The sequence below is a fragment of the Clostridium sp. Marseille-P2415 genome (assembly GCF_900155545.1).
Lineage (GTDB): Bacteria > Bacillota > Clostridia > Lachnospirales > Lachnospiraceae > Lacrimispora.
The window spans coordinates 3,996,382-4,010,353 of sequence record NZ_LT732526.1; the positions used below are offsets into that span (position 1 = coordinate 3,996,382).

11 protein-coding genes are annotated in these 13,972 nt (G+C 47.3%); 9 read left to right on the forward strand and 2 right to left on the reverse strand.

The features are described 5' to 3' along the window. Positions 1-7: 7 nt before the first annotated feature. The 4 genes from dctP (at position 8) to BQ9856_RS23250 (ending at position 6,196) form a co-directional block, all read left to right on the forward strand. A complete protein-coding gene (gene dctP / locus BQ9856_RS23235) occupies positions 8-1,036 on the forward strand; it encodes a TRAP transporter substrate-binding protein DctP (RefSeq protein ID WP_077613102.1) in 1,029 nt (342 codons plus the stop codon). Next, complete coding sequence (locus tag BQ9856_RS23240; RefSeq protein WP_077613103.1) at positions 1,036-1,533, forward strand: TRAP transporter small permease; 498 nt, start codon at positions 1,036-1,038, stop codon at positions 1,531-1,533. Before dctP ends, BQ9856_RS23240 begins: the two co-directional genes overlap by 1 nt. Before the next feature lies 1 nt (position 1,534). Next, entirely contained in the window at positions 1,535-2,842 is a 1,308-nt protein-coding gene (locus BQ9856_RS23245) for a TRAP transporter large permease (RefSeq protein ID WP_077613104.1), read from the forward strand. A gap of 222 nt (positions 2,843-3,064) precedes the next feature. Then, the gene (locus BQ9856_RS23250; protein ID WP_077613105.1) at positions 3,065-6,196 is read left to right on the forward strand and encodes a glycosyl hydrolase; all 3,132 of its coding nucleotides are present in this window, start codon (positions 3,065-3,067) and stop codon (positions 6,194-6,196) included. Between the two features lie 55 nt (positions 6,197-6,251). Here BQ9856_RS23250 and BQ9856_RS23255 read toward each other — a convergent pair whose 3' ends face one another. Further along, positions 6,252-6,830 carry a dipicolinate synthase subunit B gene (locus BQ9856_RS23255; RefSeq protein WP_077613106.1) on the reverse strand — a complete coding sequence of 193 codons (579 nt, stop codon included), beginning with the start codon at positions 6,828-6,830 and terminating at the stop codon, positions 6,252-6,254. 11 nt (positions 6,831-6,841) lie between these two features. Continuing rightward, positions 6,842-7,678, reverse strand: a complete 837-nt coding sequence (dpsA, locus tag BQ9856_RS23260) for a dipicolinate synthase subunit DpsA (protein WP_077613107.1) — start codon at positions 7,676-7,678, stop codon at positions 6,842-6,844. 120 nt (positions 7,679-7,798) lie between these two features. Between dpsA and dapA the strand changes: the two genes are divergently transcribed. The 5 genes from dapA (at position 7,799) to BQ9856_RS23285 (ending at position 13,968) form a co-directional block, all read left to right on the forward strand. Beyond that, positions 7,799-8,689, forward strand: coding sequence for a 4-hydroxy-tetrahydrodipicolinate synthase (gene dapA, locus BQ9856_RS23265; protein WP_077613108.1), 891 nt, complete (start codon positions 7,799-7,801; stop codon positions 8,687-8,689). A gap of 176 nt (positions 8,690-8,865) precedes the next feature. After that, a complete protein-coding gene (locus BQ9856_RS23270; RefSeq protein ID WP_077613109.1) occupies positions 8,866-10,803 on the forward strand; it encodes a sigma 54-interacting transcriptional regulator in 1,938 nt (645 codons plus the stop codon). Between the two features lie 203 nt (positions 10,804-11,006). Further along, positions 11,007-12,152, forward strand: coding sequence for an enolase C-terminal domain-like protein (locus BQ9856_RS23275; protein WP_077613110.1), 1,146 nt, complete (start codon positions 11,007-11,009; stop codon positions 12,150-12,152). A 23-nt stretch (positions 12,153-12,175) separates the two neighbouring features. After that, positions 12,176-13,114, forward strand: a complete 939-nt coding sequence (locus tag BQ9856_RS23280; RefSeq protein ID WP_442855569.1) for a carbohydrate ABC transporter permease — start codon at positions 12,176-12,178, stop codon at positions 13,112-13,114. A gap of 5 nt (positions 13,115-13,119) precedes the next feature. Then, positions 13,120-13,968, forward strand: coding sequence for a carbohydrate ABC transporter permease (locus BQ9856_RS23285; protein ID WP_077613111.1), 849 nt, complete (start codon positions 13,120-13,122; stop codon positions 13,966-13,968). The last annotated feature ends 4 nt before the right edge of the window (positions 13,969-13,972 follow it).

Sequence of the window (13,972 nt, forward strand, 5' to 3'; positions counted from 1 at the left end):
GGAGCAAATGAAGAAATTGACAGCAGTTATCATCAGCGTATTTTTAGCCGTCGGGCTGGCGGGGTGTTCGACGGCCGCAGGCTCGAATTCAGCTTCCGGTAACATTGGAGAGAAGAAACGCATTGTCAGTATTGCAACGGTCCAGCCTGAAGATCATCCGATCAGCATTGGGCTTTACGCGCTGCGCGATTATATTAATGAACAAATCGGAGACCAGGTTGAGGTTAAGATATATTTCAATGGTATTATGGGAGGAAACAGCCAGGCACTTGAACTCCTTCAGATGGGAACTTTGGATCTGGTCGCAACAAGCGGCAGTAATCTGGAATCATTTAACGATACCTATAAAATTTTCGGTCTTCCTTATCTTTTTGATAATGAAGCAAGTTTCCGGAAATGCATGAATGATGAGGAATTTATAAATACCATATATAACTGTACGGCTGATAAAGGCATACAGGGAGTGGCCTGGTTCGCAAACGGCGTCAATAACATTTATTCCTCCAGGCCTATTTATACCCCTGAGGATATGAAGGGCTTAAAACTGCGCATCCAATCCAGTGAAGCCAATGTTAAGCTGGCACAGGCTTTTGGTGCGGCAGCCGTTGTAATGGCTTACGGCGAGGTTTATACGGCAATGCAGAATCATGTCATTGATGCGGCCATGAATCCGGAAATGGCTTTGATAAGCATGAAGCACGGAGAGGTTGCCAAGTATTATTCACGTACGGAACATCAGATTTTTACAGATATGCTGGTTGCAAATTCTGATTTTTTAAATTCCCTTGATGACCGCGAAAGGGAGGTATTTGAAGAAGGCTTCAAAATCTGTACGAAAGTAGAAACAGAGGAATGGGACAAGCAGATCAAAGATTGTATCACGGAAGCCGAAAAAATGGGAGTTCAATTTATTGAAGTAGATAAAAAACCTTTTGAAGAAATACAAAAAGGCGTGCGGGATGATCTTTTAAGAGCATGTCCGATATTACAGCCGCTCTATGAACGTGTACAGGAAATTCAGAAAGGAGAGTCGTGATGAGCCGGTTACAGAGATTTAAAACCTTATTGAACAGAATGCTGGAAGGGGTCTGTGCCGTCCTGCTGGCCTTTATGACATTGCTCACCGCATACCAGGTATTTATGCGTTACGTTTTAAAAAGTCCAAGTACCATGTCAGAAGATATCCTCAGTTACTCCTTTGTATGGTTATCTTTGTTTGCAACGGCCCTGGTATTCGGCGAACGGGATCATATGAACCTGACATTTTTTACGGATAAAGCCAGTAAAAAAGTACAGCTGCTTCTTTCCGTTTTCTCCGAATCCTTAATTATTATTGTTACTTTCATCATCTTTATATTTGGAGGTAAGGGATTTATGGCGGTAGGCGGCATGCAGATGTCTCCCACATTGGGCATTTCCATGGACTGGATCTATGTTATACTCCCGGTCAGCGGTATTTTGATCGCCCTTTATAATATGATTAATGTCATGGAATTAATCGGAAATTACATCAAAGATCAGGGAGGGAATTAGAATGGGTACGGCGGCAGCAGCAAGTATTTTAATTTTTTCAATTCTGGTAGCATTACTTCTGATGGGGGTTCCCATTGGAATTTCCCTGTGCGTTGCATCCCTGGTTGTCATCACGCAATCGCTGGGATTTTCCGGTGCAGCTCCGGCATCCGCTTTAAAAATGTTTCAGGGGATCAATATATTCACCTTATTAGCCATTCCCTTTTTTATCCTGGCAGGAAATATCATGAATAAAGGGGGAATTGCAATGCGGCTGATAAACTTTGCCACAGCATTAACGGGGAAAATTCCCGGTTCCCTGGCACACACCAATATTGTGGCAAACATGCTTTTTGGTGCCATATCCGGTTCGGGAACAGCAGCAGCTTCCGCAATGGGCTCCATTATAGGCCCGATTGAGAGCCGGGAAGGCTATGATGAGGATTTTGCCGCTGCGGTGAACGTGGCCTCTGCGCCTACGGGCCTTTTAATACCTCCGAGCACGGGCCTGATCACTTATGCCCTTGCCAGCGGCGGCACGTCTGTTGCGGCTCTTTTCTTAGGCGGTTATATTCCCGGAATATTATGGGGAGTCAGCTGCATGATCGTCGCCTTTTTCTACGCAAGAAAAAGAAACTATGTAAGACAGAAGTCAATAACCCTGAAAGAATTCGCTCATGTTACTTTAGAGGCCGTTCCCAGTCTTCTGCTGATCATTATTGTAATCGGAGGAATCTGCGGCGGTATCTTCACCGCAACGGAAGCTTCAGCTGTGGCGGTTATTTACAGCCTCCTGTTATCATTCTTTTTATACAGAACGCTTAATATGAAAGAGCTTTATTCCATCCTGATAAGCAGCGCTAAAATGTCCGGAATCATTATGTTCCTGGTAGGAGCGTCCAATATTATGGCATGGGTAATGTCCTTTACCGGAATTCCGGATGCCATAGCAGGCGGTGTCCTTTCCATTTCTGATAATAAAATTATTGTGCTTCTTACCATTAACCTTTTGTTATTATTTGTGGGCACCTTTATGGATCTGACACCGGCAATCCTTATCTTTACTCCGATCCTTTTACCGGTATGCCAGAAGCTTGGAATGAGCGCTTTGCATTTTGGTATCATGATCGTATACAACCTCTGCATCGGCTGCATTACACCGCCGGTCGGAAATATACTTTTCGTAGGAATAAAGGTTGCAGGACGAAAATTAGAACATGTAATGCCTTTATTGCTTCGGTATTATGTTGCAATATTTATAATCCTGTTGTTAGTAACCTATATACCATGGATATCCACCTTTTTACCTCAATTGGCAGGTTACCATTGATATTATTCGGTGGGACCGTGCGGTCAATTCAGGCACCCATAGACAGAGTTATCTTTGTCTATGGGTGCTTTTTTGCGGGGTAAAATTAAATTTGTCTCCTGCGCTTTTTTCTGCAGATTTTATGTTATGATAAAGAGAAAGAAGTAAACGCATCCTATAAGGCGCTGAATCAATAAGCCCAAAGCGGAAACGGGCTGGAGGTGTGCGGAAGGGAGAAAGAGTATGGGATTTCTGGAAGAATTTCAAAACCCGCCGGCAAAATACCGGATCAAACCATTCTGGTTCTGGAATGGAGATATAACAAAAGAGGAGGTCACCCGCCAGTTAAAGGAAATGGCGGAGAAAGGGCTGGGAGGCGTATTTATCTGTGCCAGACAGGGGATGACACTGCCCTATTTGTCCAGGGAATGGTTTGATATGGTGGATTATGCCTGTGAAGAGGCAAAACGGTTCGGCCTGGAAGCCTGGCTCTATGATGAATATCCATATCCCAGCGGCATGAGCGGCGGGGAGGTGCTTTTAGAGCATCCGGAGGCAGAGCATACGGTGTTAAAACATAAGTCGCTCCGGGTAAAAGGGGAGGAGGCTGTAAAGGAGGAGCTGGGCTGGAGCCGCCTTCTTCATGCAAAGGCCTATCCCCTTATGGAAAATGGACAGGCGGACTGGGAGCAGGGCCTTGATTTATCCGATTGCGTGGGAAATCTGCAAACGGAAAAAATTTACCAGCAGACCGGTCTTACCAAATATAATAACAAGCGTTTTTTTTCCTATGGACCGAAAAAAATCCTGGAAGCGGTTCTCCCGGCAGGGGACTGGCAGATCGAGCTCTATACGGAAGAAGCCATGGGGGATTTTAAATATTATGGCGGCTTCTTTGACCCGTGCAATCCGGAAGCGGTGAAATCATTTCTTGAAACCACCCATGAACGGTACCGAAAGGCATTAGGAAGCCGGTTCGGGACCGGGATTTATGGCATGTTCTCGGATGAAGTGGGCATGCTGAGTCCTATCCCCTGGTCCAGGCTGCTTCCCTCCCAATTTGAAAAGCGAAACCATTATTCCATCCTTCCCGTTCTTCCGGCCCTTCATGACAGCCGGTTCCCGGGTGCACTCCGCATCCGTTATGACCTGTACCGTACCATCCATGACATGTTTGTGGAAAGCTACCATAAACAGGTATCGGACTGGTGCAGGAACCATAAGCTGTCCTATGCCACGGAAGTGCCATCCATGCGGCTGGGGACCCAGAGGTACAGCGATATCATAGGGGGAGACACAGCCCATGAGAAGCTGGGAAAATCGTTGGAGTGGATATATGACGAATACATCAGAAATTACCGGAGCAATGCGAAGGCAGTCAGTTCCCTTGCCAGACAGCTGGATAAAAAATACGCCATGATCGAAAGCTTTCACAGTGTTGGCTGGACCATGACCCTTCAGGATGCCAAATGGATGATCGACCGCCTGGGAAGCAGCGGGATCAATTTTTATAATTTCCATGCATTTTATTACACCATAGAAGACATTACAAAGCATGATGCTCCCCCATCCCAGTTTTTGCAGAATCCTTATTGGAAATACTACAGAAGCCTGGCCGATTACACCGGGCGTATGGGAGTGATCATAAGCAATACGGAGGCGGATATCCACATCGCGGTTTTGGACCCTGTGTCCGCTTTGTGGACCAGACTGGGGAATCCCTTCCATAGCTTTGGGTATGCGGGGGAGTCACAGGAGGAAGGAGAGGAATGCGGCCGGCTGAGAGACGGCTGGGTAAAAATATGCAAGACACTGTTGTTCCATCAGCTGGACTATGACCATCTGGATGCGGAAATACTCCGGGATGCAGCCGTGGAGGGAGGAAAAATAAAGCTGGGACGGGCCTCTTATTCTGTGGTAATCCTTCCGGAATGCCACTGTATGGAGAAAGGGGCCAGAAATAAGCTGGAGGAGTTTGTTAGGCAGGGCGGCTGTGTGATTGCAGCGGGACAGCTTCCTTCCATTTCGATTGATAAGGATGAGGATGATGCATTTACGGAGAAACAATGGAAGCGTCTTTTTGAATCTGGGAATGCTTATGTACTGCCGGAACAGGCGGCAGGGGAGGCACTGGCAGACCTCTGCCGCGGCCATAGGAAGGAATCCGTGGAGATAGAACCTGTTTCCGGAAACCGTAAGGACCTGATCGGCTGTACACGCCTGGACCGGGAAGGAAACACCTATGTGTTTACCGGGAATCAGGGAAAAGATCCTGCGGTGGTCAGGCTGAAAGCGGCAGGCGGGGAAGCGTCGGCGGAAGTTTTTGACTTGGAACAGGGGACTGCGGAACCGGTTCATGCGGCAGATGGAGTGGTTACGGTTTCCCTTGAAGGCTTTGAAAGCAGGTGGATAAAAATAACTCCGGGAAAACCCTCGGACAGAATAACGGCGGAAAGAAAACAGGCCTTTCTTACCATACCGATGGAAGGAAAATGGGAAATCAGACCGGAAGGTAAGAATCTGTGCCGCTTTGCCAGCGTGAAAATGTCCCTGGACCAGAAGCATTGGGAAGAGACAGAGGTGAAAACCTTTATTGAACAGTGCAGCGGGACAGCGCTTCTGGGAAATCAGGAGATTTCCTATGAGGGAACCTTTGGGACACCTAAGAAAATCAGGCCGAATTACCCCATTGCCTGCTGGTACAGGGCCGGATTTACCATCGAAACCGTACCGCAAGAGCTGTTTCTCCTTATGGACCGGGAGACGGCAGCAGGAGAACATGAAATCAGGATCAATGGAAAGCTTTTGGAAGAGCATAAGTGGAATCCGGTATGGGTGAATGATCAGAATAACCGGGCGGCGGATATTCTTTCCATGGTACAGAAGGGGAAGAATGAAATCGGGATCAGGATTCATATCAGGAAGGATGAAGAGGGGCTGCGTGACCCGTTTTATCTTTGGGGAGATTTTGGCATGGAAGGAAGCAGAACCGCACCGGTACTGGGTTCAAGGCCGTGCCTTGCAGAGCCTGACCGGCAATGGTGCCAGGGATTTCCTTATTACAGCGGAACCATGCACTATGAAAAGACCTTCAGCCTGGCGGAGCTTGCGGATGAAGGTATCTGCGGCGGTACGGGACTTGTGTCCGTCAGACTTGGATTTACCAGACCGGTTTATGATTGTGTCGAGGTCAGTGTAAACGGTAATTCTCTTGGAATAAAGGCTTATACGCCTTATATATGGTTATGTGACAGAAAATTTTTAAGGGAAAAGGATAACCGGATCCGGGTCTCGGTCACGAACACGCTGGCAAACATGCTGGATGGAACTTATTTTGACTATGATGATCACAGGCTGGTAACCATAGAGCCATAGCGGCGAGCCTCAGAAACCGGATGAAATGGTTTCTGAGGCTTTCCCATTTCTTCAGTTAAAAGATAACCGGCTGGATCTGCTTTCCTTCCAGAGCCTGTTCCAGGGTATCCGCGATCAGGTTGGTATGGGCGATCATGGAATTGGGCTTTTTAGCAGGATCATCCTGACCAAAGGGAACAAAATAAATGTTTTTCATATTAAATAACTCCCCTACATTCTTAAAATTAATTCCCATGGCGTCGTTGGTGGAGAGGGAGATAACAAGCGGCTTCGAATTTCTTAAGTGGGCCTTGGCCGCCATGAGTACCGGGGTGTCGGTGATCCCGTTGGCCAATTTCGCAAGCGTGTTTCCGGTGCAGGGGGCGATGAGGAGAACATCCAGATAGCCTTTGGGACCGATGGGCTCTGCTTCTTCCAGGTTTAAGACCGGCTGATTGCCTGTCATGGCAGTGATGCGTTCCATGTATTCGCCCGTATCTCCGAAACGCGAATTGGTGGTCTGTACATTTGTTGAGAAGATGGGGTAGATATCTCCGCCTTTATCTGTCAGGGTCTTTACTTCCTTTTCTATCTTATCAAACGTGCAAAAGGACCCGGTGAATGCCAGGCCTATTTTCTTTCCTTCCAGTTTCATTTAAGACTCCTTTACGATAAACATTTAACGATTGCTTCAAATAATATTTCTGCTGATGCTTCGGGAGCATAGATTCCGGGCAGCCCTGGGCACAATTTGGCCCGGATGTTCTGCTGCCTGCAGAAATCGAAATCAACACCGCCCGGGGCGGATGCGATATCAATGATGGTTACATCCGGATTCAGGGAACGAATCAGGTCTTTTCCCAATATGATGGCTGGTACGGTATTAAAAATGAACCTGTAAGTTTCTATGTCCGTAGAAATTTCACTTAGCGCTCTCGTATGAAATCCCATGGAGGCGGCCAGGGTAAGCTTCGCTTCTTTTCGGTCGGCAATGGTTACATCCGCATCCAGGCCCTTTAATTTCAGGGCCAGGGTCTTTCCGCATCTGCCGAAGCCGGTTACCAGGCAGTTGCTTTTATGAAGACAGCCCGGGCTTAACCGGACCGCCTCGGCGATGGCGCCTTCTGCCGTAGCGATTGTATTTTTAATGGTGATTTCCTCCATATCCATATAGTCGAAGCATGGGATATCATGCTCTTTGGCATAATCCTTTGCATAAGCCGGTATATTTCCGCCGAATATGGTGTGGCCGGAGGTCAGAAGACCCAGAATATTCCCGATCCCTAAGTCACTCAATTCCTGGATGGAAAACAGATTGATTCTGTCCCTGGTAAATGGGATGGGAAAAAGTATGATGTTGTTGTTCTTTATGGCTTCCTCCATGGAAAATGAGGAATCCTCCGTAGTATCATAATGAATGGTTGCTTGAAAGCCGTTTTTGGTTAAAATGCGGCTTAAATAAAGCTGCCTTGTATCGCCGCCTAAAAGAAGAAAACTATGCATAGGTCATCACTCCTTATAATGGCTTTATATGATGGAAAATTTGATTTGTGTATGGTACCAACAGGGGATGTTTGTCATACTTTTGTTAGTATGAACCTCTTATTTTGGGAATGAACGCCTATGAAAGATGCAATTTTTAAAGGCTCTGCGGTAGCCATCGTTACACCCATGGATGAGCATGGAAACTTGGATTTTACAGCTATGGAAAAGTTGCTGAAATTTCAGCTGGAAAATGGCACGGACGCCATTGTGGTCAGTGGGACCACAGGAGAATCCGCAACGCTGGAGGAAAAGGAAGAACTGGAACTGATCGAATTTGTGGTACATTATGTCAACCACAGGGTTCCGGTGATCATGGGTACCGGAAGCAACTGCACGGCCCATGCCGTACGCATGTCGCGCAAGGCCCAGGCATTGGGGGCGTCTGCGCTTTTGCAGGTAACGCCTTACTATAACAAAACATCTCAGCATGGGCTGGTGGAGCATTTTACGGCTGTTGCGGACAGTGTGGATATCCCGGTCATCCTTTACAATGTTCCGACCCGCACCGGGGTAAACATTAACCCGGAAACGTATTTAAAGCTTTCGGAACATCCGAATATCAAAGCCATTAAGGAGGCAGGAGGGAATATTTCCCACATCGCGAAAGTCGCGGCCCTTTGCGGCGACAGGCTTGATCTTTACTCCGGAAATGATGACCAGACTGTCCCCATCCTTTCCCTGGGAGGCAAGGGAGTGATCTCTGTTTTGGCCAATATCATGCCGTTCGAGACTCATATGATGTGCCAGTACTTTTTTGATGGTGAAATAGAAAAGAGCAGGAATATGCAGCTGGAGCTGCTTAATATCATGAACGCCATGTTTATGGATGTAAATCCTGTGCCGGTCAAGGCGGCCCTGTCTATTCTGGGGCTGTGCGGTGAAAACTACAGGCTGCCTCTGACCCGTATGCCGGATAAGGATAAAGAAAAGTTAAAGCAGATCATGGAATCCTATTTTGTCCAGCTGTAGGTTCGGATAAGATATGACAGCACCTGGCCGGAAAGCCATACAGGAAACAGCAAATGGCTTTCCGGCCCGTTAAAACGGATTATTTCTCAAAATATGGATGGAAATGAGAGTTGCAATTTTAGCTCCGCTGTAAGATAATAGACCTGCTGAAAGAGAAGGAAAGCGGGAGGGGAAGGATGTCAGGAATTGCATTGTTCGTGCCAAGCGATGAAATGTTTGAGCAGGCAGGGGAAATCTTAAAAGAAAAGGATAATCATGTGACGATCCTGAAGAAAATCAGGACCGAAGATGCAGTAACGGAAGCCCAGAGGGCCATTTCGGAGGGGGTCAATATCATCATTGCCCGCGGCCGGCAGGCGGCGGAGATCAGACGCCATACCAATGTGGCGGTGGCAGAGATCGTGATGACAGCGCAGGAGCTTGGCCTGTTGGTGGCCCGGGCGAAAAGCATCGTAGAAAAAGAGTGCCCCAGGATCGGGATATTCGGCTGGGGGGACATGCTTAGCGACACCACGTATTTTAATCAGTTATACCATGTGGATTTAAAACGTTATATTTTAAAGGATTTGAATGAGTGGAGAAATACCATAGAGGGGGCCGGAAATGATGAACTGGACATCATCATCGGCGGCCAGGCAGCCCTTGACGGGGCATACCAGATGGGAATCCCGGGCCTTTACATATCCTCTACCGGGGAAGCCATACGGGTGGCCCTTAAAAATGCGGAGTCCCTTTACTATATGGCAGAGATCGAGCAGCACAATTATGCACAGTTCTCCACCATTTTAGACAGCGCTTTCAATGGCATCATCAAAGTCAGCGTGGCGGGAAAGATCCTGGTGATCAACCGTGCCATGGAGCAGATCCTCGGATGCAATTCAGAAGAGTGCATAGGAAAGCCGGTCATCCGGTTTTTAAACGGACTGGATGGGAATGCACTGAATCAGATCCTGGAAGGGAAGACGGATAACTATTCCACGTTTTTGACTCTGCAGGACCAGTCAGTGGTTGTTTCGGCAGAGCCTATCGTGGTGGGAAACCGCATTGACGGAGCCATCATCTCCTGCAACCGGCTGAAACGGCTTGATATGAATGATAAGGATGTCATGAAGGAGCAGTATTTAAGAGGGTATGTAGCTTATGGCACCTTTGAAGACATCAGCAAGAATTTAAAGGATATGCGCAGGGTGGTGGAGCTGGCCAAGCTGTATGCCCAGTCCTCAAGCCCCATGCTCATAGAAGCCATATCAGGTCCGGAGCTGGAGGCCATCACGCAGGGAATCCATAATTACAGCATGAGAAAGAATGGGCCTTTCATCATGATCAACATGGCAGGCCTGTCACAGGACCAGCAGATGAGGACTTTATTCGGCAGCCAGGGTGACGGACATGGGGAGCCGGAACCGGGTGCGCTGGCAGAAGCCAGCCACGGGACCCTGGTGATACAGAGCATTGATAAGCTGACGCTGCCGACCCAGTATAACCTGGCCAGGGTGATGCGGACAAAACGGCTGATGAGAGGCAGCCGCATCGAAGATACCCAGATGATCGATACGAGGATCATCGCCTGTACGGCCAAGAACTTAACAGAGCTCCGCCGGGGGTTCCAGTTCCGCTCGGATCTGTATTTTACGTTAAAATCGCTGCGCTTAAAGATCCCCAATCTGAAAGACAGAAGGGAAGATGTGGAATATCTGCTTCATTTGTTTACCAGAAAATACATGGAGCAGTATTCCAGATATCATGTGATGACGGCAGGAGCGAAAAAGGCGTTGTTAGAATATCCCTGGGAAGGAAACAGCATACAGCTGGAGGCATTCTGTGAGCGTATGATATTGACGGTAGGGAAAAGGACCATCACGGAAGAGTATGTAAGAGACCTTTTGGACGAGCTTTACCATCGGGATACCAGCATCTATGCAGTGACTCTGGAAGAGGAGGAGCGGATGCCGGAATGGAGCTCGGATGAGGCGGCTGAAAATCCGGAACGAGTGCTTATAAAGGCGGTGCTGAAAAAGTATAACGGAAACCGTACCCTCAGTGCCAGGGAGCTGAATATCAGCACCACCACCTTGTGGAGGAAGATGAAAAAACTGGAAATTGATGAAAAATAACAGGCAGCCTTATTGCATGCTGCAATGATTTTGCAACGAAAAATCAGCATGTGAAATGAATATCAGGAAAAAGTGAAATGCATGCACGAAACGTAAACTGTGCATGCATTTTCTAGGTTATTCTGTCAATTGTCCGGGAAAGAAAATACAGTTATACTTTGCTTTGCATAAGAAAGACAAGGGAAGGCATAACGGAGGAGCATATGAAAAATATATTTGATTTTCAGGATAACATTAAATTTGTAAAAGCAGTTTATTACAATTTCCATCCGATACCACTGCCAAGACCATTTAAAGATGGAACGGGCGGTATGGGTAAGAATGCGCCTGAGCAGGGATGCATTGAGCTGTATGACTCGGAAGGTGCATGTGCCCATCTGACCGTGGGAAGAAGCTTTGTAAAGAACATTCTCCCTATGATTTTAAATGGGGAGACCAAAACCTATAACCAGTGGAGGGATGCGCTGTACTGGAAAATCAGGAATTCCGGTTTTCAGAGCGGCCAGGCCGTTGAGGTAGGCCAGCTGGATTTAATGATGTTAGATATTCTGGCCCAGAGAGCAGGGAAGCCGCTTCACCGGTTCCTTGGAGCAGAAAAGGACTGGGCAGCAGCTTATAAAGGCGGCGGTTCTATTCTTCTGGAAGATGAAGAGCTGGTAGAGGACATGGTCCGCTATGTAGAGGAAGGTTACAAAACTGTTAAATTCAAAGTCGGCAGCGATGACGGAACCAATATGGAGCGCGACTTGCGGAGGCTTCAAAAGGTGAGGAACGCCGTAGGGCCGGAAATCGGGATCGCGGTGGATGCCAACCAGCGCTGGGAAGTGGAGGATGCCCACCTGTTTGCAAAGCTGGCTGAGCCTTATAAGCTGGCATGGTTCGAGGAACCTATCCACTCCCATGATATGAACGGGATCAGACAGCTGAAAGAGATGGGAGTGTCCATGCCCATTGCATTTGGTGAATCCATGAGAACATACTTCGCATATGAGACCTATGTGGAAAAAGGGGTGGATCATTTGCAGCCTTCCATCGGCCGGATGAGCCGGATCGATGATATCTTGAAAATCCGTGATCTGGCCAGAAAAAAAGGGGTGACCTTTTCTTCGGGCGGCAGGATCTATTTAAATGCGGTCTTCGGGTGCCTTTATCAGGAAGATGAAAAGATCGAATATCATGAGCCGATCAGCAGGCCGGTAGGAGAGTATACCTTATTTCAGCCGGAGGAGCGGGACGGCAGATTTTACTGCCAGCCGGATCTGCCGGGCAATCCGCAGCGCATGGATATTGAGAAACTGGAAAAACACGGCCTTTTGGAAAGCAAAAAGATATTTTATGCTGAGAAATAATCAAAGATGGGGGAGGAACAACTGTGGGAACAAATCACAAAAAAACAAAAGCGATCCGGATTCCCAGATACAAAAATCCGCGGGATTTTGTGAAAAAGAATTTCGGCTTTTTATTCATTCTGCCCTGGTGGATCGGGTTTGCCATTTTTAAGCTCTATCCGTTTATGGCATCATTCATGTACAGCTTTCATGAATACAACCTGTTTCGGGCGGCAACATTTGTGGGATTTCAGAATTACCGGGAGATCCTGGGTGACAGGCTGACCATGACGGCGTTCGGCCAGACATTTAAATATGCATTTATTACGGTACCTCTTGAACTGTCCTTTGCTTTATTTATCGCATACATATTGAATTTTAAAATCAGAGGTGTGAATTTCTTCCGTACAGCATATTACATTCCGTCCATCCTTGGCGGTTCCGTATCCATTGCGGTATTATGGAGATTCCTGTTTAAGACCGAAGGTCTCATCAACATGATTTCGTCCAGGTTCGGGCTGGAGCCGTTTAACTGGCTGGGGGATACGGGAGGAGCATTTTTTGTTATCGTACTTCTCCGTATCTGGCAGTTTGGTTCGCCCATGGTTATTTTCCTGGCAGCGTTAAAAGGGGTGTCGGCTGACTTATATGAAGCGGCTTCCATCGACGGAGCGGGAAAATGGAGGCAGTTTGTAAACATTACGGTGCCTCTCATCACGCCGGTCATCTTCTATAACTTTGTAACCCAGCTATGCCATAAGTTCCAGGAGTTCAACGGCCCGTTCATCATTACAAGGGGCGGCCCTTTAAGGTCTACCACGCTGGTATCGCTTCTGGTTTATAACAATGCGTTTAAGAGCTACGAAATGGGTATGGCAAGTGCGATTGCCTGGCTTCTGTTCCTGATCATCACAACATTTACGATCATAGCGTTCGTGAGCCAGAAGTACTGGGTATATTACAGTGACGAGGATGGGAGGTAGGCGCAGTGACGAAAGAGACAAAAAATAAAATCAACACATTCCTGCGATACTTTATCCTGATTGCGGTCGGAACCGTTATGGTATATCCGCTGATCTGGATGCTGGGGGCTTCCTTTAAGACAAATGCGGAAATCTTTTCAAGCATTGGATTTATTCCCAAAGCACCGACTGCAGAGGGCTATATCCGGGGATTTAAAGGCTATGAGGGAATGACACTGCTGTTTTTTATGGGAAATACCTATAAATTTGTAATTCCCAAGGTGACCGTAACGGTCCTGTCAGCCGTGATCACTGCTTACGGTTTTGCCAGGTTTAACTTTCTGGGCAGGAAATTTTCCTTTGCGGTTTTATTATCCACATTATTTCTGCCGCAGGTAGTATTAAATGTACCGCAGTATATTTTATTCAATCAGATCGGATGGCTGGATTCCTATCTTCCGCTGATCGTTCCATCTCTTTTTGCAGGGGACACTTATTTTGTGTATATGCTGATCCAATTCCTGCGCGGAGTTCCGAGAGAACTGGAAGAAGCGGCAAAAATCGACGGCTGTAACGTGATGCAGACGCTGTGGTATGTCATTGTACCGATGCTGAAACCGTCCATTGTATCCTGTGCATTATTCCAGTTTATGTGGGCATCCAATGATTTTATGGGGCCGCTTATTTATGTAAACACGGTTGCAAAATATCCGGTCTCCATCTTCCTCCGCATGTCTATGGATGCGGATGTGGGATTTGAATGGAACCGTGTTCTGGCGATGTCGCTGATAGCGATTATTCCGTCGCTTGTAGTATTTTTTCTGGCGCAGAATTCCTTTGTGGATGGAATTGCAGCCGGCGGGGTAAAAGGTTAAAAAC